The organism is Amaricoccus sp., from assembly GCF_017995835.1.
GTDB lineage: Bacteria > Pseudomonadota > Alphaproteobacteria > Rhodobacterales > Rhodobacteraceae > Amaricoccus.
The window spans coordinates 1-25221 of sequence record NZ_JAGOID010000041.1 but is presented as its reverse complement, the minus strand read 5'-3'; the positions used below and the strand labels follow the sequence as shown (position 1 = coordinate 25221).

The 25221-nt window shown below is 71.7% G+C and carries 26 protein-coding genes; 10 read left to right on the top strand and 16 right to left on the bottom strand.

Features of this window, described 5'->3' with window-relative positions:
• The 3 genes from KBA23_RS08535 to KBA23_RS08525 all read left to right on the top strand — a co-directional run.
• Positions 1–3131, top strand: a 3131-nt coding sequence (locus tag KBA23_RS08535; protein WP_290739377.1) for a DUF2126 domain-containing protein, incomplete at its 5' end; no start/stop codon positions are given.
• 251 nt (positions 3132–3382) lie between these two features.
• Complete coding sequence (dcm, locus tag KBA23_RS08530) at positions 3383–4528, top strand: DNA cytosine methyltransferase (protein WP_290739374.1); 1146 nt, start codon at positions 3383–3385, stop codon at positions 4526–4528.
• 280 nt (positions 4529–4808) lie between these two features.
• Positions 4809–5183, top strand: coding sequence for a hypothetical protein (locus tag KBA23_RS08525; protein ID WP_290739371.1), 375 nt, complete (start codon positions 4809–4811; stop codon positions 5181–5183).
• Here KBA23_RS08525 and vsr read toward each other — a convergent pair.
• Positions 5138–5518 (bottom strand): very short patch repair endonuclease, encoded by a 381-nt coding sequence (gene vsr, locus KBA23_RS08520; protein ID WP_290739383.1) that lies wholly within the window; start codon positions 5516–5518, stop codon positions 5138–5140. The two genes, KBA23_RS08525 and vsr, sit on opposite strands and share 46 nt — an antisense overlap.
• A 254-nt stretch (positions 5519–5772) precedes the next feature.
• Between vsr and KBA23_RS08515 the strand changes: the two genes are divergently transcribed.
• From KBA23_RS08515 to KBA23_RS08500, 4 genes are all read left to right on the top strand, one after another.
• Positions 5773–8094 carry a circularly permuted type 2 ATP-grasp protein gene (locus tag KBA23_RS08515; RefSeq protein WP_290739380.1) on the top strand — a complete coding sequence of 774 codons (2322 nt, stop codon included), beginning with the start codon at positions 5773–5775 and terminating at the stop codon, positions 8092–8094.
• A 3-nt stretch (positions 8095–8097) separates the two neighbouring features.
• Complete coding sequence (locus KBA23_RS08510; RefSeq protein ID WP_290739368.1) at positions 8098–8982, top strand: transglutaminase family protein; 885 nt, start codon at positions 8098–8100, stop codon at positions 8980–8982.
• Positions 8983–9113: 131 nt separating this feature from the next.
• Positions 9114–10211: a choloylglycine hydrolase family protein gene (locus tag KBA23_RS08505; protein WP_290739366.1), complete on the top strand. Its 1098-nt coding sequence runs from the start codon at positions 9114–9116 to the stop codon at positions 10209–10211.
• Between the two features lie 99 nt (positions 10212–10310).
• On the top strand, positions 10311–10556 hold the full coding sequence (locus tag KBA23_RS08500) for a hypothetical protein (RefSeq protein ID WP_290739363.1): 246 nt from the start codon (positions 10311–10313) through the stop codon (positions 10554–10556).
• A gap of 7 nt (positions 10557–10563) precedes the next feature.
• Here KBA23_RS08500 and aroQ read toward each other — a convergent pair whose 3' ends face one another.
• The 5 genes from aroQ to KBA23_RS08475 all read right to left on the bottom strand — a co-directional run bounded on the left by aroQ (position 10564) and on the right by KBA23_RS08475 (position 13538).
• Complete coding sequence (aroQ, locus tag KBA23_RS08495; RefSeq protein WP_290739361.1) at positions 10564–11010, bottom strand: type II 3-dehydroquinate dehydratase; 447 nt, start codon at positions 11008–11010, stop codon at positions 10564–10566.
• Between the two features lie 148 nt (positions 11011–11158).
• On the bottom strand, positions 11159–11587 hold the full coding sequence (locus tag KBA23_RS08490; protein WP_290739358.1) for a VOC family protein: 429 nt from the start codon (positions 11585–11587) through the stop codon (positions 11159–11161).
• Between the two features lie 46 nt (positions 11588–11633).
• A complete protein-coding gene (locus KBA23_RS08485; protein WP_290739356.1) occupies positions 11634–12455 on the bottom strand; it encodes a 1-acyl-sn-glycerol-3-phosphate acyltransferase in 822 nt (273 codons plus the stop codon).
• Positions 12452–13234 carry a GNAT family N-acyltransferase gene (locus tag KBA23_RS08480; protein ID WP_290739353.1) on the bottom strand — a complete coding sequence of 261 codons (783 nt, stop codon included), beginning with the start codon at positions 13232–13234 and terminating at the stop codon, positions 12452–12454. Before KBA23_RS08480 ends, KBA23_RS08485 begins: the two co-directional genes overlap by 4 nt.
• A gap of 115 nt (positions 13235–13349) precedes the next feature.
• Positions 13350–13538, bottom strand: a complete 189-nt coding sequence (locus KBA23_RS08475) for a DUF3553 domain-containing protein (protein WP_290739351.1) — start codon at positions 13536–13538, stop codon at positions 13350–13352.
• Between the two features lie 27 nt (positions 13539–13565).
• Here KBA23_RS08475 and KBA23_RS08470 point away from each other — a divergent pair, with 27 nt between their 5' ends.
• Positions 13566–14165: a histidine phosphotransferase family protein gene (locus tag KBA23_RS08470; protein ID WP_290739349.1), complete on the top strand. Its 600-nt coding sequence runs from the start codon at positions 13566–13568 to the stop codon at positions 14163–14165.
• Here KBA23_RS08470 and KBA23_RS08465 read toward each other — a convergent pair.
• Genes KBA23_RS08465 through KBA23_RS08455 form a run of 3 tightly spaced genes read right to left on the bottom strand, consistent with a single transcriptional unit; the run spans position 14143 to position 16218 of the window.
• Entirely contained in the window at positions 14143–14679 is a 537-nt protein-coding gene (locus KBA23_RS08465; RefSeq protein ID WP_290739347.1) for a gamma carbonic anhydrase family protein, read from the bottom strand. The two genes, KBA23_RS08470 and KBA23_RS08465, sit on opposite strands and share 23 nt — an antisense overlap.
• On the bottom strand, positions 14676–15329 hold the full coding sequence (gmk, locus tag KBA23_RS08460; RefSeq protein WP_290739345.1) for a guanylate kinase: 654 nt from the start codon (positions 15327–15329) through the stop codon (positions 14676–14678). Before gmk ends, KBA23_RS08465 begins: the two co-directional genes overlap by 4 nt.
• Positions 15319–16218 carry a YicC/YloC family endoribonuclease gene (locus tag KBA23_RS08455; protein ID WP_290739343.1) on the bottom strand — a complete coding sequence of 300 codons (900 nt, stop codon included), beginning with the start codon at positions 16216–16218 and terminating at the stop codon, positions 15319–15321. The genes gmk and KBA23_RS08455 overlap by 11 nt, the downstream gene beginning before the upstream one ends.
• Positions 16219–16410: 192 nt before the next feature.
• Between KBA23_RS08455 and KBA23_RS08450 the strand changes: the two genes are divergently transcribed.
• A complete protein-coding gene (locus KBA23_RS08450; RefSeq protein ID WP_290739340.1) occupies positions 16411–17055 on the top strand; it encodes a PAS domain-containing protein in 645 nt (214 codons plus the stop codon).
• A 308-nt stretch (positions 17056–17363) separates the two neighbouring features.
• On the opposite strand, the gene KBA23_RS08445 is transcribed toward KBA23_RS08450, so the two are convergent.
• The 7 genes from KBA23_RS08445 to argS all read right to left on the bottom strand — a co-directional run bounded on the left by KBA23_RS08445 (position 17364) and on the right by argS (position 24784).
• On the bottom strand, positions 17364–18302 hold the full coding sequence (locus KBA23_RS08445) for a DUF4928 family protein (protein ID WP_290739337.1): 939 nt from the start codon (positions 18300–18302) through the stop codon (positions 17364–17366).
• A complete protein-coding gene (locus tag KBA23_RS08440; RefSeq protein ID WP_290739334.1) occupies positions 18299–19417 on the bottom strand; it encodes a DNA cytosine methyltransferase in 1119 nt (372 codons plus the stop codon). The genes KBA23_RS08445 and KBA23_RS08440 overlap by 4 nt, the downstream gene beginning before the upstream one ends.
• Positions 19418–19514: 97 nt before the next feature.
• The gene (gene scpB, locus KBA23_RS08435) at positions 19515–20135 is read right to left on the bottom strand and encodes an SMC-Scp complex subunit ScpB (RefSeq protein WP_290739330.1); all 621 of its coding nucleotides are present in this window, start codon (positions 20133–20135) and stop codon (positions 19515–19517) included.
• On the bottom strand, positions 20132–20911 hold the full coding sequence (locus tag KBA23_RS08430) for a ScpA family protein (protein WP_290739327.1): 780 nt from the start codon (positions 20909–20911) through the stop codon (positions 20132–20134). The genes scpB and KBA23_RS08430 overlap by 4 nt, the downstream gene beginning before the upstream one ends.
• Positions 20904–21914, bottom strand: coding sequence for a beta-N-acetylhexosaminidase (gene nagZ / locus KBA23_RS08425; protein WP_290739324.1), 1011 nt, complete (start codon positions 21912–21914; stop codon positions 20904–20906). The genes KBA23_RS08430 and nagZ overlap by 8 nt, the downstream gene beginning before the upstream one ends.
• A gap of 1 nt (position 21915) precedes the next feature.
• The gene (locus KBA23_RS08420) at positions 21916–22854 is read right to left on the bottom strand and encodes an SPOR domain-containing protein (RefSeq protein WP_290739321.1); all 939 of its coding nucleotides are present in this window, start codon (positions 22852–22854) and stop codon (positions 21916–21918) included.
• A gap of 184 nt (positions 22855–23038) precedes the next feature.
• On the bottom strand, positions 23039–24784 hold the full coding sequence (gene argS / locus KBA23_RS08415) for an arginine--tRNA ligase (RefSeq protein WP_290739318.1): 1746 nt from the start codon (positions 24782–24784) through the stop codon (positions 23039–23041).
• A 109-nt stretch (positions 24785–24893) separates the two neighbouring features.
• On the opposite strand from argS, the gene KBA23_RS08410 reads away from it, so the two are divergent.
• On the top strand, positions 24894–25221 hold a 328-nt coding region (locus tag KBA23_RS08410; RefSeq protein ID WP_290739315.1), incomplete at its 3' end, for a hypothetical protein.

Genomic DNA, 25221 nt, shown 5'->3' with positions numbered 1-25221 from the left:
AGGTCGATCTCGTCGCCGACATGGCGGTCTACAACCCCTTCGATTTCTTCGTGGAGGAATCGGCCGAGGCCTGGCCGTTCGCGTATCCCGAGGAACTCACCGACGATCTCGTGATCTATCGCCGACTGGAACCGGTCGGGCCGCGGCTCGGGGCCTTCCTCGCCACGCTCCCGCACGAGGCGGCGAAGACGGTCGACTTCGTCGTCGACCTGAACCGGCGGCTCTCCCGCGAGGTCGGCTACGTCATCCGCATGGAGCCCGGGGTGCAGACGCCGGAGGAGACGTTCGAGCGCGCCTCCGCGTCGTGCCGCGACTCGTCCTGGCTCCTCGTGCAGATCCTGCGCAACCTCGGGCTCGCGGCGCGCTTCGTGTCGGGCTACCTGATCCAGCTGAAGCCCGACCTCGTCGCGCTCGACGGGCCGCCGGGGACCGACCACGACTTCACCGACCTCCACGCCTGGGCCGAGGTCTATCTGCCCGGCGCCGGCTGGATCGGGCTCGACCCGACGAGCGGCCTCCTGACCGGCGAGAGCCACATCCCGCTCGCCGCGACGCCGCACTACCGCAACGCCGCGCCGATCAGCGGCATGGCGAGCTTTGCCGAGGTCGACTTCGCCTTCGACATGAAGGTGGCGCGGGTGGCGGAGCATCCCCGCATCACCAGGCCGTTTTCGGACGAGGCTTGGGATGCGCTGAACGAGCTGGGGCGCAAGGTCGACGGGGCGCTCGCAGCGGGCGACGTACGGCTGACCATGGGCGGGGAGCCGACCTTCGTCTCGATCGACGACTTCGAGAGCGAGGAGTGGAACACCGAGGCGGTCGGGCCGCAGAAGCGCGCGCTCGCCGACACGCTGATCCGCCGGCTGCGCGACCGCTTCGCGCCCGGGGGGTTCCTGCACTACGGCCAGGGCAAGTGGTATCCGGGCGAGACCCTGCCGCGCTGGACCTTCTCGCTCTACTGGCGGCGCGACGGGACGCCGATCTGGCGCGAGGCGGGCCTGATCGCCGAGGAGGGCGCCGACACCGGGGCCGGACCGGCCGAGGCGGAGGCGCTGATGCAGGGCATCGCCGAGGAACTCGGCGTCGAGCCGGAGATGGTGACCGCGGCCTACGAGGATCCGGCGCAGTGGATCCTCAAGGAGGCGGACCTGCCGGCGAACGTGACGCCGCAGAACTCGAAGCTGAAGGACGCGGAGGAGCGGCTTCGCATCGCCAGGGTGTTTGACCGCGGCCTGACCACGCCTTCGGGTTTTATCCTGCCGATCCAGGCGTGGCAGTCGAAGGCGACGGGGCGGCGCTGGCGCTCGGAGAAGTGGAACCTGCGGCGCGGGCATCTCTACCTCGTCCCCGGCGACAGCCCGGTCGGGTTCCGGCTGCCGCTCGGCAAGCTACCTCATGTCCCGCCGTCGGCCTATCCCTACACCAACGTCGTCGATCCGACCGTGCCGCGTGGCCCCCTGCCCGACTTCCGCAACCGCGCGCCGACGCAGCCGCCGGCCGAGCCGCCGCAGCCGATCCATGGCGGGCGCGCCCAGCCGATGGCGCATTTCACCGCCGACACGACGCAGCAGCAGGAGCTGGTCGAGCAGGAACTCGGCGACGCGAGCGGCGCGGTCCGGACCGCGCTCTCGGTCGAGCCGCGCGACGGGCGGCTCTGCGTGTTCATGCCGCCGGTGGAGAGCGTCGAGGACTATCTCGACCTCGTCGCCGCCGCCGAGGCCGCCGCCGCGAAGATGGGCCTGCCGATCCACATCGAGGGCTATGCGCCGCCGCACGACCCGCGGCTGAACGTGATCCGGGTGGCCCCCGACCCCGGCGTGATCGAGGTGAACATCCACCCCGCGACCTCCTGGGAGGACTGCGTGGCGATCACCACCGGCGTCTACGAGGAGGCGCGGCAGTGCCGGCTCGGGGCGGACAAGTTCATGATCGACGGCAAGCACACCGGCACCGGCGGCGGCAACCATGTTGTTGTGGGGGGCGCGACCACGCTCGACAGCCCGTTCCTGCGCCGGCCCGACCTGCTGCGTTCCCTCATCCTGCACTGGCAGCGGCATCCCTCGATCAGCTACCTGTTCTCCGGCCTCTTCATCGGGCCGACGAGCCAGGCGCCGCGGATCGACGAGGCGCGCCACGACGCGCTCTATGAACTCGAGATCGCGCTCGCCCAGATGCCGCCCCCCGGCGCGGGCGAGGCGCCGGTTCCGTGGCTGGTGGACCGGCTGCTGCGTAACCTGCTGGTCGACGTCACCGGCAACACCCATCGGGCCGAGATCTGCATCGACAAGCTCTACTCCCCCGACGGGCCGACCGGACGGCTCGGGCTCGTCGAGTTCCGCGGCTTCGAGATGCCCCCCGACGCGCGCATGAGCCTCGCCCAGCAGCTCCTGATCCGGGCGCTGGTCGCGCGACTGTGGCAGAACCCGGCGACGGGGAGCCTGATCCGCTGGGGCACGGTGCTGCACGACCGCTTCATGCTGCCGCATTTCGTCTGGGAGGACTTCCTCGACGTGCTGCGCGACCTCCGCGAGCACGGGTTCGACATGCGCTCGGACTGGTTCGAGGCGCAGGCCGAATTCCGCTTCCCGTTCTGCGGCGAGGTGGAGACGGACGGGGTGCATCTCGAGGTGCGCCAGGCGCTGGAGCCGTGGCACGTGCTCGGCGAGACCGGCGCGATCGGCGGCACGGTGCGGTATACCGACAGCTCGGTCGAGCGGTTGCAGGCGAAGCTGACGACCAGCGACCCGGACCGCTATCTCGTGGCGGTGAACGGGAGGCGGATGCCGCTCCAGCCGGTCGGGACCGGCGGCGTCGCGGTGGCCGGGGTGCGGTTCAAGGCCTGGCAGCCGGCGGCGGCCCTGCACCCGGTGATCCCGGTCCATGCGCCGCTGGTCTTCGACATCTTCGACATCTGGACGGGCCGGGCGATCGCCGGCTGCACCTACCACGTCGCCCATCCCGGCGGGCGCAACTACGAGACCTTCCCGGTCAACGGCAACGAGGCCGAGGCGCGCCGCCTCGCCCGCTTCGAGCCGCACGGACACACCCCTGGCCGCTACGCCCCGCCGGCGGAGAACCCGCACCGGGAGTTTCCGATGACGCTGGACCTGCGCCGCCCACCGGGGCTGTGATACGGTATCCGTCTGAAGCCTTCGGCGTCAAAGGTTTACGGCAGATCCTTCGATGCACGCTCCATGCACGACGTATGCACAACGCATATGCCAGGCAAAGGAGTCGGGATTGAATCGTTAATGCAGGCGCGAGGCAAGGGTTGCGCGCTTGCTCGCCGAGCCGCTGACGGTTAATCATGGATTCAAGATATGGTGGACAGGCTGAACTGGCCGCATAGTGTGTTCACCTAATGTTCGAACGAGAGGAACCGATGCGCGTCGTTGGACTCTTTGCGGGGATCGGCGGCCTCGAGCTGGGCTTGTCGCGCGCCGGGCACGAGACGACCCTGCTCTGCGAGATCGCCCCGGCGGCCCGTATCGTGCTCGACGCCCGCTTCCCCGACATCTGCAAACACGACGACATAGCAGAACTTGACGCGCTGCCCGGGGACACAGAGATCGTCGCCGCGGGTTTTCCATGCCAGGATCTGAGCCAGGCGGGCTTGACCCAGGGAATCGGCGGCGAACGGTCGGGGCTCGTTTCCGAGGTCTTTCGCCTGATCGACGATCAGAACACGCCGCTCGTCCTGCTCGAAAACGTCTCCTTCATGCTCCAGCTCGATCGGGGGCGCGCGATCGCGACCCTCGTCGACGCCTTCGAGTCGCGGGGCTATCGCTGGGCCTACCGGGTGATCAACTCGCTCTCCTTCCTGCCGCAACGGCGCGAGCGCGTCTATTTCATCGCATCCAGGTGCGACATCGACCCGGCGGCGGTCCTCTTTGCCGATGACGTCACGCCGCCCTTGCCGGAGACCGATCTCGATACCCACGCCCACGGCTTCTACTGGACGGAGGGGGTCCGTGGCCTCGGCTGGGCGCCGGACGCCGTGCCGACGCTGAAGAACGGCTCGACAATCGGAATACCCTCGCCGCCCGCCGTCCTTCTCCCGTCCGGCGATGTGATCAAGCCGGACATACGCGACGCCGAACGGCTGCAGGGATTCCCCGAGGACTGGACGATCGCCGCCAACGCGAACGGGCGTACGTCGCGTCGATGGGCGCTCGTCGGCAACGCGGTGACCGTGCCGGTGGCGGAGTGGGTGGGCGCCCGGATCGCCTGCCATACCGCCTACCACACCGATCGCGACCGCGCGGGCGCCTGGAAGTCCTGGCCCCGCGCCGCCCGAGGAAGCCGCTCCGGTCGGGTGCGGGTCGAGGTCGGGGGCTATCCCGCCTTCGTGCCTCGCGAGCCGCTTCACAACTTCCTGCGCCATAGTGGAGAGCCGCTGTCCGCACGCGCCACCCGCGGTTTCCTGCGCAGGACCGATGCCGGCAACCTGCGGTTTCGGGCCGGTTTCCGCGAACGGGTCAGGCGCCATCTCGAGGTCATGGAACGGGCCGGGATCGCCGCCGAGTGACCGGAGATCCTTCGCATCGCTGGAGGGATCTGGAACCTGATCCGGGTATGACATCGGCGTTGGACCATGCCGGATGGCGACCGGATCCCCAATCGTCCCATAACGACAAGAGAAACTGGAGCGTCCGCTTCGCCAACAGATGCGCTGTGTCGTTTGCCGAGTGCTTCAGCAGGGCGAATCTCCCCGGAAAGAGAATCAAGCCGCGGTCTCTCGCGGAGGGGACGGAGCCGCTCACGCCGCTCGGCAGCGGCGGCCGCAAATCCTCGGCCTCGAGATCGGAGTGTCGCTCAAGGGCCTGAACTTCCGTGACGAGGGAAGCGGGAACTTCGACAAGAACCTTACGGGTCGCCTGTACGAACTCGGAGACGAGATGCGGCTCGTCCACGAGCACCTCCCCCATGCCTTCATGGCGGGGGTTCTGCTCCTGCCGATCGAGGCCGCCGTCGGTTTCGTCGGCCTTTACGCCGACGGCGCGGCGGCCGGCGGCTTTCGGCGCGGAGCCGTTCGCTTCCTCGACGTGTCGAAGCCTCCTCCCCGGAGGGGACGCCCGCTGCTGGCGGAGACGCTCTCCATGCAGGAGGTCGCCGAGGCGATCGTCGCGCGGGCCCGCTACGAGGAAGGCATCGTCTGGGGCGCGGCGGAGCCGGAAGAATGAGCCCGGTGTCCGATCAGGCGCTCGCATGCGGCTCCCGGACCGCCCGCACGTTTCAGCTCGCATTCCCACACGACCTCCATCCGCCAGCCGAGCGCCGCGAGTTCCTCGGCCTTGCGCACGTCGCGCCGGCGGTTCTCCGCGAGTTTCGGCAGCCAGTAGTCCTGCCGCGTCGCGGGAGGCTTCCCGGCGCGGCAGTCGTGGCCATGCCAGAAACAGCCATGCACGAAGATCGCGAGCCGACGACCGGGCAGGACAAGGTCAGGCGTTCCGGGCAGGTCGCGCCGGTGAAGACGAAATCTCGCGCCCCGTGCAAAGAGCGCCCGTCGCAAGATCATCTCGGGGCGCGTGTCGCTCTGACGGACGGCGCGCATGAGGCGCGAGCGACCGGGATCGGCGGGCTCGGGCGCTGGTCGCATTTCCCCTCCATGCCGTCCTTGTCCTTCGCCAAGGCTTCGGAATAGGCTTCGCGGCAAGGGAAGTTCAAGAAGGCCGCAGCCGGTTGGGCCAGGAAAGCACCGCAACGCCCGCCGTGGATCCGGTGAGCCGGCTCCTCGCGGACTATTTTCCGCCGGACGGCGCGGCGGACGAGATGCTCGACCCGCATGGCCGGGTGCGGCCGGTCTGGCGGCAGTTCGTCGAGTATCTCGCCCGGCTCTCGCCCGACGAGATCGACCGGCGCTGCGCGCGGGGCGACCAGTACCTGCGCGACGCGGGGGTGTTCTTCCGCCAGTACGGGGCCGCCGGATCGACGGAGCGGCCCTGGCCGCTGGCGCATGTGCCGGTGATCATCGAGGAAGCCGAATGGACCCGGATCGCCGACGGGCTCATTCAGCGCGCCGACCTGCTCGAAGCGGTGGCGGCGGATCTCTACGGGCAGAACCGGCTCGTCGCGGAGGGCCACCTGCCGGCCGAACTGGTCGCCGGCAGCCGTGAATGGCTTCGGCCGCTCGTGGGCATCGCCCCGCGCGGCGGGCACTTCCTGCATTTCGTCGCCTTCGAGATCGGCCGAGGCCCCGACGGCGCCTGGTGGGTGCTCGGCGACCGCACCCAGGCCCCCTCCGGCGCCGGCTTCGCGCTCGAGAACCGCGTGGCGACGACGCGGGTCCATTCCGACCTTTTCGGCGAGGCGCGGATCGAGCGGCTCGCCGGGTTCTTCCGCAGCTTCCGCGACGCATTGCAGACGCTGTCGGCGGACCCCGGCGCGCGGACGGCGATCCTGACGCCGGGGCCGCTCAACGACACCCATTTCGAGCACGCCTACATCGCCCGCTATCTCGGGTTCACGCTTCTCGAAGGCGACGATCTGACGATCGACGCGGGCCGGGTGATGGTGCGCACGGTCGCGGGCCTGAGGCCGGTCAACGTGTTGTGGCGCCGCCTGGACGCGAACTTCGCCGATCCGCTGGAGCTCGCCGCCGAGAGCCGGATCGGCACGCCCGGCCTCGTCGGCGCGGTGCGGCGCGGCACGGTCACGCTGGTGAACGCCCTCGGCTCGGGCGTGCTCGAGACCCGCGCGCTCCTCGCCTTCCTGCCGCGGATCGCGCCGGTGATCCTCGGCGAGCCGCTGCGGCTTCCCAACATCGCGACCTGGTGGTGCGGCGGTGCGGCGGAGCGCGCGCATGTGCGCGCCGCGATCGACCGGATGATGATCGGCTCGGCCTTCGCGACGCATCTGCCCTTCGAGACGATCGAGACCACCGTCCACGGCGGCCAGTTTCGTGGCGCGGCGCGGATGAACGTCGAGGCTTGGCTCGAGGCGGAGGGGCCGCGGCTGGTCGGGCAGGAGGTGGTGACGCTCTCGACCACGCCCGCCCGGGTCGACGGCGTGCTGGCGCCGCGGCCGATGAGCCTGCGGGTGTTCCTCGCACGGACCGAGGGGGGCTGGCAGGTGATGCCGGGCGGCTTCGCACGGATCGGGCGAACCCCCGACCCTTCGGCGATCGCCATGCAGCGCGGCGGCTCCGCGGCCGATGTCTGGATCGTCAGCGAGAAGCCGGTCGAGCCGGTGTCGATGCTGCCCAGGCGCGGCGCCGTCCCCTTCGCGCGCGCAACTCCCGCCGCCCTGCCCAGCCGGGCGGCCGACAACCTCTACTGGCTCGGCCGCTATGTCGAGCGCGCCGAGGGCGCGATGCGGCTCCTGCGCGCGCTGCACGTTCGCGTCGCCGAGGCCAGCGACCCCGAGGCGCCGCTGGCGCTGGCGGTCGCGGACGAACTCGAGGCCATGGGCGTCGACGCCGCCCAGAACGTCCCTGCCGGGCTCCAGGACATCCTGCGCTCGGCGATCTCCAGCGCCGGGAACGTGCGCGACCGCTTCTCGATCGACGGCTGGATGGCGCTGAACGACCTCGCCCGCACCGCCGCGCGGATGGAGGAGACCGTGGCGCCCGGGGACGACGCCGCGCGCGCCATGGGCGTGCTTCTGAGGAAGATCACCGGCTTCTCCGGTCTCGTTCACGAAAACATGTACCGGTTCACCGGCTGGCGCTTCCTCACCGTCGGCCGCTCGCTGGAGCGCGCGCTCCATACGGTTGCGAACCTGCGCGCCCTTGCCGACCCGGGCGCGCCCGACGGGGCGCTCGACCTCGCGGTCGAGGTCGGCGACAGCGTGATGACGCACCGCCGGCGCTATGCGGTGTCGACGAATCGCGAGACCGTCGTCGACCTCCTCGTGCTCGACGCGATGAATCCGCGGTCGGTGCTCTACCAGCTCACGGAGGTGAAGCAGCATGTGGCGACGCTTCCCGGCGCGGAAGTGAACGGCCAGCTGTCGGCGCTGTCGCGGGCGGTGCTCCGGACCCAGTCGGGGCTCGCGGTCCTGACCCCGGAGGAACTCGACGGCTTCCGTCTGGGCGAGGTCGCGGGCGAGATCGGGGCGATTTCCGATCTCCTCTCCGACGCCTACATGCGCTGACCCATGCTCTACGACATCGGCCTGACCATCACCTATTCCTACGACAGCCCGGCGATCGCCGGGCGGCATCTGCTGCGCATGCTCCCGGCCGACCTGCCGGGGGCGCAGCGGCGGGTGAACGCCTGGCTCGACGTGGTCCCGGAACCGGCGGAGCGGCAATCCTTCATCGACTTCTTCGGCAACGAGGCGGTGGAGATCGTCTTTCGCGAGGCGCATGACGAGATCGCCTTCCGGGTTGGCTCGCGGGTGGAGCGGATCGCCCGCCCGCTGGAGCTCGACATGTCCCCGGACCTGTCGCGGCTGGCGCACGAGATTGCCGAGTGGCGGGGGCTCGGACCCGACGCGCCGCATCACTTCGTCGGGCCGAGCCCGCGGGTCGGCCGTCTCCCGGACGCGACCGCCTTCGCGGAGAGCCTGATCGCCCCCGGCATGACCGCCTTCGCGGCGGTGAAGGCGATCGGCGACGCGCTTCATGCGGAAATGGCCTACGACCCGGACGCGACCACGGTCGACACGCCGCCCGCCGAGGCATTCTCCCGCCGTCGCGGCGTCTGCCAGGACTTCGCGCATATCATGATCGGCGCGCTGCGCGGGGTGGGCGTGCCCGCGGGCTACGTGTCGGGCTTCCTCCGCACCATCCCGCCGGAGGGCCAGCCGCGCCTCGAAGGCGCGGACGCGACCCATGCATGGGTGCGCGCCTGGTGCGGCTGGGAGACCGGCTGGGTCGAATATGATCCGACCAACGCCGTCGCCGTCGGCGCCGATCACGTCGAGATCGCCCACGGACGCGACTACGGCGACGTGGCGCCGGTGGTGGGCGTCCTGCGCATCTCCGGAGCCCAGACCACCGAACAGGCGGTCGACGTGCTGCCCGTAGCGGCGCCCTGACTAGAACCCGGCCGCACAAGCGCCTGTCGTTTCGCCTATGATCGCAAAGCGCTCGGGCTCGCGGGCGGCGGCAACCAATCGTTAACCTCCGCCGGCGCCTGATCCTGGCGGACCCAACAACGGAGTGCCCCATGCTGCGCGCCCTCGCCACCGGCCTCGCGATCCTCGGCGCGGCCCAACCGGCGCTCGCCTGTACGGCGGTCGACATCACCGCGGCCGACAGGAGCGTAGTCGCCGGCCGGACGATGGAATGGGCCTACGACATGGACTGGACGCTCCGGAGCTTCCCGAAGGGGACGACGCTCTCGCTGACCGCGCCGCCCGATCTCGGCCTGCCCGCGCACGAGGTCGCGACCACCCACGCCTTCGTCGGCGTCAGCGCCGAGATCATCCCCGGCGGCGCCGTCCTCGAGGGCCAGAACGACGCCGGGCTCGGCATGAGCGGCAACTTCCTGCCCGGCTTCACCGAGTACCAGACGGTGACGAAGGCCGACGCATCCTATGTCTCCATCCTGACCTTCGGCTCCTGGGCGCTCGGGATGCACGGCAGCGTCGCCGAGATCCGCGCCGCGCTGCCGGGGACGAAGGTGTGGGCCGATTCGTCGCTGCCGAGCGGCCCGACGCCGCCGACGATCCACATGGTCTTCACCGATCGCGGCGGCGACAGCGTCATCGTCGAGTACGTTGGCGGCGAATTGCGGATGCACGACAACGTCGCGGGGGTGCTCACCAACGCGCCGACCTATGACTGGCACCTGCTCAATGCGCGCAACTACCTCAGCCTTTCGACGGTCGGGGTGGAGAGCCGCCGGATCGGCGACGTGGACGTGACGGCGATCGGCCAGGGCGGCGGGCTCGTCGGGCTGCCCGGAGACTACACGCCGCCGTCGCGGTTCCTGCGCGCCGCCTTCCTGCGCCACGCCGTCGAGACGCCGGAGGACGCCGACGCCGCCGTGCAGGCGGTGGCGCATATCCTCAACACGGTCGACATCCCCCTCGGCGTCGCTCAGAGCAAGGCGGGCGACCGGGTGATCTCGGACTACACCCAGTGGGTCGCGATCAAGGATCTGACCAACAACCGCCTGCACATCGCCGACTACGCGCACCGCACGACCTATCTGACGCTCGATCTCGGGACGATCTTCGCGCAGGAAAACCCCGCCGCCGTTCGCGTCGACAAGCTCCCCTATCCCGCCTCCATCGACGGCACCGCGGCGCTCGTGAACTGATGCGCCGCGATGCAGGCGGCGGGCGCTCGTGTAACGGAGCCGTCACACTCCCGCTGCTACAGGGGTTCCCGTTGGCCACAACCAGCATGGAGAAGCTCGATGACGGACGTTGAAAGGGGCGAGCTGGCGCGCGTGACGTATCGCGCGACCCTGCCGGACGGCCGCGAGGCCGGGCTCGAATTCGCGCTGACGCCGGATGCGGCGACGCCGGTCGACGCCTGGCGCCGGCTCACCGCGGTCTATGGCGCGATCGACGTACGCACGCTCGAGATCGAGGTCCGCCGGCGCGCGCTCGCGCCGCACCTGCCGGCCTGGCGCCGGGCGCCGATGCTGCGCGTCGCCTGACGCGGCCTCAGGCCGCCGGCGGAGCGACGGCCGCGATGCGGCGCAGTCCGAAGCCGTAGCCCTGGACGCCACAGCCGGCGATCACCGCATCGGCGCGCAGCGAGACGTAGGAGTGGTGGCGGAAGCTCTCGCGCTTGTGGACGTTCGAGACATGCACCTCGATCACCGTCCCGTCGAACGCGTTGAGCGCATCGAGGATCGCCACGGAAGTATGGGTGAGCGCGCCCGGGTTGATGACGATCCCCGCCGCCGCCTCGCGCGCCTCGTGGATCCAGTCGACGATCTGCCCCTCCCAGTTCGATTGCAGGAAGCGCAAGGCGAGGCCGAGCTCGGTCGCGAGCGCCGTGCAGTCGCGTTCCACGTCGGCGAGCGTCTCGTGGCCGTAGATGTGCGGCTGGCGCTTGCCCAGCAGGTTGAGGTTCGGACCGTTCAGCACATAGACGAGGCGGGACATCGACGGGCTCCGTGGCGGCTTGGCGCGGCACGCATCTTCTGGCCGGTCGCGGCGGGCTTTGGTAGCCCCGTTCCGTCGGGCGCGGCGAAATCCACTCGTCCGGGGCCCGGCCGCGGAAAGCGCGCCGGCGCGGCCGTCGCCTGCGGGCTCAATCCGCAAAGCCCCAGAGGCGCGGCTCGGCGAATTCGACCGAGTTGCCGGCCGGGTCGCGGACATAGATCGAGCGCGGGCCGGGCGCGCCATCGGGGGCGGGCCAGCGGAAATCGGCCTCGATGACGACGCCGGCCTCCTCGAGCCGCGCGCGCCAGCGGTCGAGCTCCTCGCCCGTCGCGGCGAAGGCGACATGCCCCGGACCCACGGCCCCGTGGGGCGGCACCGGCAGGCCGCCGGGGCCCGGCGGGCGCTCGGTCTCGCGCGGGTTGAAGACGAGCAGCATGGCGCCCTCGAGCCGGAAGAACACATGCCTGTTCCCGGCGCGCATCGTCCGGACGAGGCCAAGCGTTCCGCCGTAGAACGCCTCGGCCGCGTCGAGGTCGGCGGCGTAGAGCGCGGTTTCCAGTATGGCGGTCGGGGTCATCGCGTCCTCCGCATCCAGCGTCCGCGCCGCCATGTCCGAGGCGAACTCACGCCAGCCCGTCGCGCACCCGCGCTTCCGCGGCGGCGGCGAGCGGCTTGCGGTCGGCGAAGTCGGCGGCGCGGAGCGGCGGGTGGAAGTCGATCTCGACCTTGCCGCCGCTCGAGCGCATCAGCAGCTTCGTCAGGTGCCCGCCGAAGTCCATCCCGCCCCACCAGCCGTAGAGCGTCGGCGGCAGGTCCGGGCGCGGGCGGTAGCGCAGCGTGACCGGCTGCACCCAGAGCGTCCCGTGCAGGTCGGGCGCGAAGAACACCGCGAAGAGCGCCGTCTTGAACGGCAGGACCCGCCCGCCGTCGCTCGACGTGCCTTCCGGAAAGATGACCAGCCGGTCGCCGCGGGCGATGCGCGCGTGCAGGGCCGCCGTCTGGCGTCCGGCCTCCGTCGCCCGGCGCTCGATGAACATCGTCCCGATCGCGCGGCCGATCGCCCCGATCACCGGCCAGCCGGCGACCTCGGCCTTGGACACGAAGAACACCCGAGTCGCCGCCTGTAGCGCCACGATGTCGAGCCAGCTCGAATGGTTCGCCACCAGCGCGCCGGGATGCGCCATCGCCGTCCCGCGCACCTCCTGCCGCAGCCCCAGAAGGGCGAGCGCGCCCCGCGCCCAGATCACCACCAGCCACGGCGCCAGCGCCGGCAGGCGACGCCCCGCAACCCGCCGCGCGAGAAGATCCGCACCGCGGCAGGCGAGGAACGCCGCGAAGCACAGCCCGAGCCAGGCCACCGCCAACGGCGTGCGCCATGCAAGCCGCAGCCGATCGACGAGCCCGGGCGGCGGCAGCGCCGGCGGTTCCGCCTCGGCCCAGGTCAACCGAAGCTCCGGTTGCGCTCGTAGAAGGCGCGGCGCTGCGCCTTCATCCGTGCGGTGTCCATCACGAGGCAGACGTCGATGGTGTTGAAGGCGTCGTCGCGCCATGCCCCGTCGCCGACCACGCCGCCGAGCCGCAGATAGGCCTTGATCAGCGGCGGGATGCCCCGCACCGCGCGCTCCGCGTCGATCGCCTCCGGCGCAAGGCGGTCCATCTCGATCCGCCGCGCCGGCCGCGCCCGCACCCGCAGTTCCGGCGGCGCGAGATGGCGGTGGTGGAGAAAGCTCAGCGCCTCGGCGTAGGGCTCGGGGTCGGTCCCCGCGAAGCTCGCCGCGCCGAACAGGATCTCGATGTCCCGGGCGAGGACGTATTCCGCGAGCGCGTTCCACATCAGGTGCATCGCCGGCCCGCCGCGATGCTCCGGCGCGACGCAGGTGCGGCCGAGCTCCACGCTTTCGCGCGGGCTCGCCTCGATCGGCCCGAGGTCGTACTCGGTCGCGCCGTAGAAGCCCCGCCCCGCCCGCGCCGCCGCCCGCGTCATCAGCCGGTAGACCCCGACGACCCGATCGAGTGGATCCGCGACCGGCGCGTCCGAGATCAGGATCAGATGGTCGAAGAAGGGATCGAAGGCGTCCCACTCCCGCCGCGCGGCGCGCTGCTCGGGGCTCGCCGCGGCGCCCATCTCCTCGACGAACACACGGTAGCGCAGCCGCTGCGCGGCCAGCCGCTCGTCCTCCGTCTCGGCCAGCTTCACACGATAGGGCGCCCGGTCCATCCGCATGGGGCCGGTTTAGCGAAGGCGGGCCGCGCAGGCAAATGCCGGTCGCACAACCGCCAACCTCGGCGCTACCCGGAGACTCGCCCTTTACGCGATCTTAAGGTAGGCTGGCGTCCTCTCAACGCCCGGCCGTTGGCCGGTCCGGCTCCATCAGGAGCGTGATGCGGGAACCGTCGATGACCACCTTGCCGGCATGCTCGAAGTTCACGGTGATGCGCTTGCCGATCACCGACTGCACCTGCCCGAGCCCCCAGTCCTCGCGGTCGGGGTGGCGGACCAGATTTCCGGGTTCGAGGAACTCGTTCACGCCCGCCGCCTCCCCGGAGCCCCGGCCATGAGCGGCGATCTCAGCGCGCTGGTCTCCGCCCGGCTCTGCCACGACCTGATAAGCCCGATGGGCGCGATCGGCAACGGGCTGGAGCTGATGCAGCTTTCGCAGCCCGCCAGCTCGGCGGAGCTCGATCTCGTCGCCGGATCGCTCGGATCGGCGCTCGCCAAGCTGCGCTTCTACCGCCTCGCCTTCGGCCCGCTCGACGTCCACGGCCGCCTCTCGATGGACGAGATCCGCTCCGTCTGCGACGCGATGTTCTCAGGCCGCTTCACCGTCGCCTGGTCGGGACCGGTCGACCTGCCCCGCGCCACGGTCAAGCTCGCCTTCCTCGCCCTGCTTTGCCTCGAGAAGAGCCTGCCGATGGGCGGCGCGGGCCGCGTAAGCGCAGAGGGCGACAATGTGGCGCTTGCCGTCGAGGCGCGCCGCACCGCGCCGCCGGCAGAGCTGTGGGATCTCGTCGCCGGCGGCGCCCAGCCCGAGACGCTTCGCCCCGACGGCATCCAGTTCGCCCTGCTCCGTCAGGCGCTCGACGACGCCGGCCGCTCCATCGAGATCGCCTTCGCCGATACCGGCGCGAGCCTCACGATGACGGCGCCGGCCTGAGCCCGGCGCGGAAGCGCGCCGCGTTGGCCCGATAGCCGGCGGCCGAGGCGCGCAGGCCCTCGATCTCCTGCTCCGTGAGATCGCGGATCACCTTGGCCGGACGGCCCACAACCAGCACGCCGTCCGGGATCTCCTTGCCCTCGGTCACCAGCGCCCCCGCGCCCACCAGCGTCGAGGACCCGATCCGCGCCCCGGTCAGCACCGTCGCTCCCATGCCGATCAGGCTCGCCTCCCCGATGACGCAGCCATGCACGATCGCCGTGTGACCGATCGTGCAGTGCGCCCCGATCAGGCAGGGATAGCCGCGGTCGGTGTGTAGCACCGAGCCGTCCTGGATGTTCGTCCCCTCGCCCACCGCGATCGGCTCGCTGTCGCCGCGCAGGACGGCGTTGAACCAGACCGAAGACCCGGAGGCGAGGCGCACCCGTCCGATCACCCGCGCCCCGGGTGCGATCCAGACCTCGCCGTCCGCCGGCAGTTCCGGCGTGGCGCCGTCGAGTTCATAGAGGCTCATCCCTGTCGCTCCTCGAATTCGCGGTTAAGGCGGGTGACGAAACTCATCAGCCCGAGCTGGCGGTCGCGCCGCAGGCGCTCGGCGCGGATGATGGCGCGCAGGTCGCTCTCGCATTGCCGCAGGTTTTCGTTGACCAGCACGTATTCGTACTCGGCCCAGTGGCTGATCTCGTCGCGCGATTTCTCCATGCGCCTGGCCACGACCTCGGGATGGTCCTGCGCCCGGCCGTGCAGCCGCGCCTCCAGTTCGGCGATCGACGGCGGCAGGATGAAGATCGACACCACCGCGTCGCGGAGCGACGAGTTGCGGATCTGCTGCCCGCCCTGCCAGTCGACGTCGAAAAGCACGTCCTGTCCCTGCGCGATCGCAGCCTCCACCGGGGCGCGCGGCGTGCCGTAGAGATTGCCGAACACCTCGGCCCATTCCAGCATCTCGTCGCCCTCGGCCATCGCCTCGAACTCGCGCCGTGACCGGAAATAGTAGTCCCGCCCCTCGACCTCGCCCGGTCGCGGCGGCCGCGTCGTCGCCGAGATCGAGAAGCGCACGTCGGGGTCGGATTCGAGAAGCCGCCGCGACAGCGTCGACTTTCCAGCCCCCGATGGCGAGGAAAAGATGATCAGCAGCCCGCGCCGCGGCCACTCACTCGACATTCTGCACCTGCTCGCGGATCTGGTCGACGACGACCTTGAGTTCGAGCCCGATCGCCGTCAACTCGGACGATTGCGCCTTGGAGCAGAGGGTATTGGCCTCCCGGTTGAATTCCTGGGTGAGGAAATCGAGCTTGCGCCCCACCGGTCCGTCCGCGGCGACGAGCGCGCGGGCGGCGGCGACATGGGCCTCGAGCCGGTCGAGCTCCTCCGAGACGTCGAGCTTGACTGTCAGGAGCGCCAGTTCCTGCGCGAGCCGACCCTCGTCCACGACCGGCCCGGCGGCGAGCGCCGCCTCGACCCGCGCCCTGAGCGCCTCCGCCTGACGCGGCACGCGCGCCTCCGCCGCGGCGCGGGCGTCGGCGACCAGGGCCTCGGTCCGGTCGAGCTGGCCGGACAGGATCCCGGCGATCGCCGCGCCCTCGGCGTCCCGCGCGGCGCGCAGCGCAGCCGCGAGCCGCTCGACGTCGGCGAGCAGCGCCGCGATCGCCGCCGGGTTCTCGCTCGGCGCCCGGGAATCGAGTTCGATGACGCCGCGCAGCCCGAGCAGGTCCGCCGCGGTCATCGGCGCGAGGTCGAGCCCGCGCGCGGCGGCCGCCTTGCCCGCGGCGAGCGCCGCCGCGATCGCCGCTTCCAGCGCCTCGGCGCTCAGGCGCGGCAGCGCCCCCGCGCGCGCGGCCTGCCCCATCCGCAGCCCGACGGAGACGGAGCCGCGCGCCAGCACCGCCGCGAGCGCCGCCCTGAGCGGCGCGTCGAGCGCCTCGAGCCCTTCCGGGAGCCGCAGGCGCAGGTCGAGCCCCCTGCCGTTGACGCTGCGCGCCTCCCAGGTCCAGGCGATCTCGTCGACCCCTCCCGCAAGATCGGCGAAGCCGGTCATCGAACTCAGCGGCATCGTCGGTTTCCTCCCGCGGAAGGCGAGTCGCCTCTCGCCATCACACCCGGTTTGCGGTAAATTAATGACGGACGCGCAGGACGCGCGACTTTGCGGCGACGCCGGTGTAGCGTATGAAGACTTCGTTTACCACGGGCCGTCCGCACGTGCGCGCCGAGGTAAGCCGCGGTCGCTAGCTGGTCAAGATTCCTCATGAACGATCTCATGCTCTCCTCCCTGAAATCGTACTGGGAGCGGCTCCGGGCCGGGCGCATCGCGCCCTATCGCGCCGAGATCGACCCGCGCCAGTTCGAATCCGCGCTGGAGAACATGTTCATCGTCGAGCGCATCTCGCCCGAAAACATGCGCATCCGCCTCGCTGGCATGAAGATCTGCGAGATGATGGGGATGGAGGTGCGGGGCATGCAGCCCGGCTACCTCGTCGACGACGACGACCGCATCCGTTTCGAGCGGCTGATGAACGTGGTGATGGCCGAACCTGCGGTGATCGAGCTCAAGCTCTCGGCCGCGGGCGGACGCTTCCGGGCCACCATGCTGCTCATGCCGCTGCGCAGCGACTTCGGCGACATCAACCGCGTTCTCGGCTGCGCCTCCGGCCAGAGCGAGGCGTTCGCCGCCCCGCTCGCCTTCCGGATCGAGGACGTGACAATCACGCCGATCGAACCGAGCGCCCATGCCGAGCCGCGCGAGGCGATGCCCGGTTTCGCCGAGGAGCGCACCCCGTTCGACGGCGCCCCCGCCGGCCCGCGCCTGCGCTCGATCGACGGCAACCCCAACGCCCCGGCCGGCAAGCCCAAGCCGGGCCTGCGCAAGTTCCGCGTCATTGACGGCAAGTAGCCGCCCCCCGGGGGCTCATACGGTTTCGTCTGAAGACTTCGGCGTCAAGGGTTTACGGCGGATCCTTCGATGCACACTCCATGCACGACGTATGCACGACGCATATGCCAGGCAAAAGAGTCAGAATTGAATCGTTAATGCACGCGCGAGGCATTCAGGCGGAGGCCGTGTCATACCGGCGGGCTCATGAAACGACTCGCGGACCTTTTTGGTCCTTTAACACTTTTATCGTGTGTATTCAGATAGTTACCCAGCTATCACGCGTGTTAGCCCGTGTTGCGCCGAGTGGACTGGTAGACTCGCCGGTATCAGCCGTCGAAGTCTATGGCGAGACCCGGATCGGTCTCGCAGCCGGTCACGATGACGTTGTAGCGGGCCACGAACTCCCGCATCGCCGCCGTCCGCCCCGCCGCGGTGAAGCCGCCGCGGCGATGCAGGCCGGCGGCAAGGAACTGCTCCGCGCCGAGGACATCCATGCGCCCGAGGATCCCGGCCGTCTCGGCCAGCACCTCCGCGGCGGGGAGGCGTGCGTCGAGCGTGACGAGGACCGCCCGCAGCCCCGCCTCGACATTGGCCCGGCAGCGCGCGATCACCGCCTCGCCGGGCGCCGTGGTGACGTGGATCGCGACGTCGCCGACGAGGAAGTCCCCCGCCCGTCCGGCGCCGGCGTCGGCCATCGAGAAGCCGTGGTGCGCCACCCGCCCCTCGCCCGCGTCGGCTTCGAGCATCGCCCCGACGAGATGCTGGAGCGTCGCGCCCGCATACTGCATCCCGGGCGTCTCGCGCTGGCGCTGGGCCGCCTGGGCCAGCAGGTCGGCGAAACAGGCGCGCAGGCCCCGCGCCGGGTCGAGCCGCAGCCGAAACGGCTTGGCGGCGAGGAACGCCCGCACCGCGTCGATCCAGAACGCCTCCGCCTCGGCAAGATCGACCGGCCCTTCTGCGGCGAGCGCGTTGAGGCAGGCCACGTAGGTCCGCATCCTGGCGATGCTGCCGCGGCTGGTGCGGCCCGCTTCCCGCGCCAGCACCCGCGTCTCGCCGTGCTCGGCGAGGATCGACTGCACCGCCGCGTAGCCGAGCCCCAGCACCTGCCCGCCCTGCCCCGTCAGCAGCCGGTCCGGATCGAGCGGAAGCCCGCGGTCCCTGGCGTGGCGGGTCACGACGAGCGCGACGCTCAGCGCCCCCTTGCCGGTGAAGCCGCGGTCCGCCTGCCGGAAGCGCGCGAGCGCGTCCCGGACGGCCCCCGTCACGCCGCCGCGCGCGCCCCGTCCGGGGCGGCGAGCAGCGGCTCCAGCAGATGCGCCGCGAGGTGGCGCACCACCGGGACGGCGACGCCGTCGCCGGCGAGGTGGTAGGCCTCGTTGTAGTTCGTCGGCAGGCGATAGCTGTCGGGGAGCCCCATGAGCCGCGCCGCCTCGCGCGGGGAGAGGAGCCGGGACCGGACCTGCCCGTCCTCGACGACGAGGATGGTCTGCCGGCTCGACCCTCCGGCGGGCGTGCGCAGGCAGCCCGCGACGTCGTCGAAGCGGACCTCGGCGCGCACGACGCCCGCGCGCGTGCGCTTGTAGACCGTCCCGACCCGGCGACCGCCCGCGGCGCGCGCCGCCTCGACCTTGGCGCGGTTGACGGGCGTCATCGAGGCGAGCAGCCCCGCCGTCTCGGCGGCGGCGCGCCAGACCACGCCGGACGGCTCCGCCTCGATCAGGTCGGCGAGCGTGGCGACGCGCCGCGCGGGCTCGGGCAGCCGCCACCAGACCCAGCCCCGGAGCCGGGCGCGCGCCTCGACCAGCGCGGGCGGATGCCACCGCGCGCTCGGCCGGGCGCCGACGAGGCCGGCGGGGATGTCCACGTCGCCGCGAACCGCCACGAAGAACAGCCGCGCACGCGACTGCGGCACGAAGTCGGCGGCGTTGACCACGACGGCGCCGAAGCGATAGCCCGTCTCGGCGAGCGCGCGGCCGATGGCGGCGAAGTCGCGTCCGCCATGCGAGGTCAGCGCGCCGACGACGTTCTCGAGCACCACCAGCCGCGGCGCCCGGCCCTGGGCGGCAAGGCCCTTCACCAGAGCCCAGAACGGCCAGAACGTCCCGGAGCGGGCGCCCCGCAGGCCGGCGCCGCCCCCCGCGAGCGACAGATCCTGACAGGGAAAGGACGCCCAGACCAGATCGGCCATGCCGGGCAGATCGGCGGCGGCGAGACTGGCGACGTCGGCGACGCACAGATGCTCGGCCCCCCAGTTCGCCCGGTAGGCGATCGCCTTCTTCGGGTCGAAGTCGTTGGCGAAGAGGCAGCGCCAGCCCGCGCCGAGACCCGCCCGCGCCATGCCGCCGCCCGCGAAGAACTCGTAGTAGCCGCCGCCCGTCATTGCGTTCCCGTCCCGTCCTGCCGCCACAATGCCGCCGATTCGCGCCGGCGTCGAGCAGATTGTTCCTTTTTCGTTCCAGCGCCGCGCGACGGCGGCGTCACGCCTCGTCCTCGTCGAGCGGCAGCTCGGGTTGCGGACGGCCCGGCGCCGGGCGGTTGTCGAGCAGGCCCGCGGCGCGCAGCTCGGCGACGCCGGGCAGATCGCCGGCCGATTCGAGGCCGAAATGGTCGAGGAAGCCCGGCGTGACCACGAAGGTCATCGGACGGCCCGGCGTGTCGCGGCGGCGGCCGAACTTGACCCAGCCGAGCTCCATCAAGAGGTCGATCGTGCCGCCGGAGACGGAGACGCCGCGGATCTCCTCGATCTCGGCGCGCGTCACCGGCTGGTGATAGGCGATGATGGCCAGCGTCTCGATGGCGGCGCGGGAGAGCTTGCGGGTCTCCACCGCCTCGCGCGCCATCAGGAAGCCGAGGTCGCCCGCGGTGCGGAACGCCCATGCCTCGCCGAGGCGGCGCAGCTCGACCCCCCTGCCCTCGTAGCGGCGGCGAAGGCCGGCCAGCGCCTCCGGCACGTCGCAGCCTCCGGGCAGGCGCTCGGCGATCTCGCGCGAGCTGAGCGGCGCTGCGGCCGCGAAAAGCACCGCCTCGACCATACGCTCCTGCTCGGGCATCGGCGGGATCGCGAAGTCGATCGCGAAGCGCGACGTGGTCTCGTTCATTCCTCGCCTCCCCTGGCGCGCAGAAAGATCGGGCTGAAGGGCTCGTCCTGGCGAATGTGGAGCCGCCCCGAGCGCACCAGCTCCAGTGCTGCGGCGAAGCTCGCCGCCGTGGCCGAGCGGCGCTTCTTCGGATCGACCGCCCAGTCGCCGGGCAGGAACGCCGAAAGCTCGGTCCAGTCGATCGCCGCAGGGATCAGGCCGCGCAGACGCTCCAGCGCCAGCTCCATCGTGTAGACCGGCCCCCGCTCCAGGTGCAGGGGCTGGAAGGCGTCCCGGGTCTTGATCCGGGCATAGGCGCGCAGGAGGTCGACGAGGCTCGCCTCGTGGACGATGCGCAGGTCCTTCGTCACCGCCTCGGGCGCGCCGCGGGCGAAGATGTCGCGGCCGAGCAGGTCGCGCGCCATCAGGCGGGAGGCGGCGCTGCGCATCGCTTCCAGCCGTTCGAGCTGGAACGCGAGATGCGCCGCGAGATCCTCGCCGGAGGGGCCCTCCTCGGCCGGGTCGGGGGGCAGCAGCAGGCGCGACTTCAGGTAGGCGAGCCAGGCCGCCATGACGAGGTAGTCGGCGGCCAGCTCGATGCGCAGCCGCCGCGCCGTCTCGACGAAGGCGAGATACTGCTCGGCCAGGCGCAGGATCGAGATCTGGCGGAGATCGACCTTCTGCGTGCGCGACAGCGTCAGCAGCAGGTCGAGCGGACCCTCGAAGCCGCCAACGTCGACCACCAGCGCCTCGGCGGCGCCGCGTTCGTCGGGGGGGTCGAAGAAGTCGTCAGGCACCGGCGGACGCTCCCGTCATGGCGGCGAAGGCGGCTTCGAGCGCCGCCGGGTCGGCCGGCGTCCCGCGCCCGCGCAGCGCGAGCGCAGCCTCGGCCCGCGCCGCGGCCCGGCCGGCGAGGCGCGGCGCTGCGGCGACGACCTCCGCCGCCTCGGCGAGGTCGCCGTTGCAGTGCAGGAGCATGTCGGCGCCGGCGGAGATCGCCCGCTCGGCGCGCGACCGAAACGGCCCGTCGAGCGCGCGCATCGACAGGTCGTCGGTCATCAGCAGCCCGTCGAAGCCGATCTCCTCGCGGATCACGCGGACGACGGCGGGCGAGAGCGTCGCCGGCGCGTCGGGGTCGATCGCCTCGAAAACCACATGGGCCGACATCGCCATCGGCAGGTCGGCCAGCGCGCGGAAGGCGGCGAAGTCGGCGTCGAGCGCCGCGCGGTCGGCGCCGACCCGCGGCAGGCCGAGGTGGCTGTCGACGGTGGCGCGCCCGTGGCCGGGGATGTGCTTCATCACCGGCAGGACGCCCTCCGCGAGCAGGCCGTCGGCGACGGCGCGGCCGATGGCCGCGACCTCCGCCGGGTCGGCGCCATAGGCGCGGTTGCGGATGATGGCGTGGGTCTCGGGATGCACGAGGTCGAGGACCGGCGCCGCGTCGACGTCGATCCCGACGGCGGCGAGTTCGCTCGCGATCAGCCGGTAGCGCAGCCGCATCGCCTCCGCCGCGCGGGCGGCGTCCGGCTGGCGGGCGCATTCGTCGAGCGCCGGAACCCATTCGCGCCAGCGGGGCGCGCGCAGGCGGGCGACGCGGCCGCCCTCCTGGTCGATCAGCACGGGCGCGTCGCGGCCGACGGCGGCGCGCAGGTCGGCGGTCAGCCGGCGCACCTGGTCGGGGTCCGCGACGTTGCGGGCGAAGAGGATGAAGCCCCAGGGGTCGGCCTCGGCGAGGAAGCGACGCTCGTCGGGCCCGAGCGCCGGGCCGAGGCAGCCGAGGATGACCGCCCGGGGCGCCATGCTACTGCAGCGTCACCGGGATGCAGTCGACGCCCCGCGCCCGCAGCGCCTCGCACATCTGCCGGGTCTGGTCCGCGGTCTCGAAGCCCGAAACGCGCAGCCGGTAGAACACCCGCGCATTCGCCGTCGTGCGCTCGACATAGAGGCTCTTCGAGCCGAGCAGGTCGGCGTGGCGGCGGGACAGGATGTTCCAGGCCTGCCGGGCGATGCCCTCGCTGTCGAAGGCGCCGAGCTGGACGAGGCGCGCCCCAGACGAGACGCTCGCCACCTCGCGCGTCGCCGGCGCGGGAGCCGTCGCCGATGCGGCCGCGGGGGTCGCGGCCGCCGGCGCGGCTGCGGTCATGCGCACGATGCCCGAGGGCCGGCGCATCGGACCGGGCCCCTTCGCGGGCTCGGGCGCCGCGGCGGGTTCCTCTGCGGGCGCCTCGGCCGGCGCGAGCACGGTCTCGGCGACGGCGGCCATCACGGCGGTCTCCGGCGTGGCCTCGGCGGCAACGCCGGGACCGTCGTCGGGGAGCGGCATGCGCAGGTCTTCGCCCTCGGCGAGGGCGCTCTCGGCCACGACCGAGGGCGCGGCGACGACGAGCTCGCCCTGCGGCGCGTCCTCGTCCGCGAGCGCGTTCGGGGCTGGCGCGACGGGCGTGTCGACCGCCGGCGCCGGCGCCGGGCGGCCGGCCAGGACTGCGTTCACCTCGAGCCCCTGGTGCGCGGCGCGAAGCCCGCCCGGATCCTCCGGCTGGAGCCGCGCCGGCCCCTCCATCGCCCGGACGATCGGCACCTCCGCAGCGTCGCGGGTTCCGAGCCGGTAGGCCCAGAGCCCGAGTCCCCCGACCAGCGTCAGGAAGAGCACCGCGCCCGCGATCCGGCGCGCGCCTGCGGACGACAACCGGCCGGAATCGCCGGCAAGGGAATCATATTCGTCGGCGTAAAGCTCGCTCATGTGGGCCTTGCCTGTTTTCACACACCATAGCTTGTGTGCGCCTCTGCTCCAACCCCCAAATGTCCAACGGATGCTTGACGCATCTCGCCCTCAGGGGTGAAGCGAAGGATAGCAAGACCAGCGTGGATGACAACCGCCGTGATCGGGTCCGCCGATGGCCCCGGCCGGGCGACTTGCCGCTGCTTCAGCGCATCTCGTTCATCGGCGTGACGCCGAGGATGCCGAGGCCGGCGGCGATCACCACGGCCGTCGCCCGCACCAGCGCCAGCCGGGCGCGGGTGGTCTCCGGCGCGTCCGCCTGCACGAAGCGCAGCTCGGACTCGAGCTTTCCCTGGTGCTGCAACGCGTGGAACGCCCCGGCGAGGTCGTAGAGATAGAAGGCGACCCGGTGCGGCTCGTGGTGCTGCGCGGCGAGGGCGACGAGACGCGGCCACTCGGCGAGCTTCCTCGCGAGCGCAAGCTCGCCGGGCGCGCCGAGCGGCGCGAGGTCCGCCGCCGCGAGGGCGGCATCGTCGAGCGCGAATCCCGCCTCCTCGGCCCGGCGCGCCACCGACCAGGCGCGGGCGTGGGCGTACTGCACGTAGAAGACCGGGTTGTCCTTCGACTGTTCGAGAACCTTGTCGAAGTCGAACTCCAGCGCCGCGTCGTTCTTGCGGGTGAGCATGACGAAACGCGCGACGTCGCGCCCGACCTCGTCCACCACGTCGCGCAGCGTCACGAAGGTGCCGGCGCGCTTGGACATCTTCACCGGCTCGCCGCCCTTGGTCAGCTTGACGAGCTGGATGAGCTTGACGTCGAGCGGCACCCGGTCGTCGGACAGGGCGGAGACGATCGCCTTCAGCCGCTTGACGTAGCCGCCGTGGTCGGCGCCGAGAACGTCGATCAGCTCGTCGTAGCCGCGCTCGACCTTGTCGAAGTGGTAGGCGATGTCCGGCGCGAAGTAGGTCCAGCTGCCGTCGGACTTCTTCACCGGCCGGTCGACGTCGTCGCCGAAGGCGGTGGCGCGGAACAGCGTCTGCTCGCGCGGCTCCCAGTCGTCGGGCGTCTTGCCCTTGGGAGGTTCGAGCACGCCCTCGTAGACGAGCCCCCTGCCCTCCAGCGCCGCCAGCGCCGCCTCGATCCGGCCGGTGCCGTAGAGCGAGCGTTCGGAATAGAAGTGGTCCATCGTCACGCCGAGCGCGGCGAGATCCTCGCGGATCATCGCCATCATCTCCGACGTCGCGAACTCGCGCACCTCGGTGAGCCACTCCTGCTCGGGCCTGTCGAGCAGGCGCTCGCCATACTTCGCCTTGAGGGTTTCGCCGACCGGGATCAGGTAGTCGCCCGGGTAGAGTCCCTCGACGATGGCGGGCTCGAGGCCGCAGGCCTCGCGGTAGCGCTCGAAGGCCGAGCGCGCCAGCACGTCGACCTGCGCGCCGCCGTCGTTGACGTAATATTCCCGCGTCACGTCGAACCCGGCGAAGCCGAGGAGGTTCGCCAGCGCATCGCCGAACACCGCGCCGCGGGCGTGGCCGACATGCATCGGCCCCGTGGGGTTCGCCGAGACGAACTCGACGTTGACCCTGCGGCCGGCGCCGAGATCGGCGCGGCCGAACCCCGTGCCCTGCGTCAGGACCGTCGGCAGGACGCCGAACCAGAACGACGGCGCGAGGCGGAGGTTGAGGAAGCCCGGGCCGGCGACGTCGACGCCGACGACGCCGGGGGCCTTGCCGAGTTCGCCGGCGAGCGCCGTCGCGATGTCGCGGGGGGACATGCGCGCCGGCCGGGCGAGCGCCATCGCGGCGTTGGTCGCCATGTCGCCATGGGCGGCGTCGCGCGGCGGCTCCACCGACACGGCGGAAAGATCGAGCCCCGCCGGCAGCGCGCCGGCGGCCGCGAGCCTCCCGACGGCGGCGGCCACATGCGCCTTCACCTCGGCGAAAACGTCCATCTCGTAGGCTCCCCCTGACCGGCGCGGGTTAGCACGGCCGGTGGGGCGGCGGCAATCGCCCGAGGCTGGGCGCTGGCGCCGGGCGGGGAGGCGGCCTAAGTAGCAGGCGATGCGCCACGCGCCCGCCCTCTGGCTGACCCTCGCCCTCGCCGGGACCATGGCCGCGGCCGCGGCGGCGGAGACGGTGGTCGCGCCCGGCGATTTCGAGGCGATGGCGGAGGGCCGCACCCTGCATTTCTCCCTCGACGGCGCGCCCTATGGCTCGGAGCAGTTCTTCCCCGGACGGCGCACCCTCTGGCGCTTTGCCGCGGACGCCTGCCAGCGCGGCGCCTGGCGGGCCGACGGGGACCGGATCTGCTTCGCCTACGAGGGGACCGAGGGCGCGATCTGCTGGCATTTCATCGACACGGGCGCGGGCCACGTCGCGGCTCTCGTCG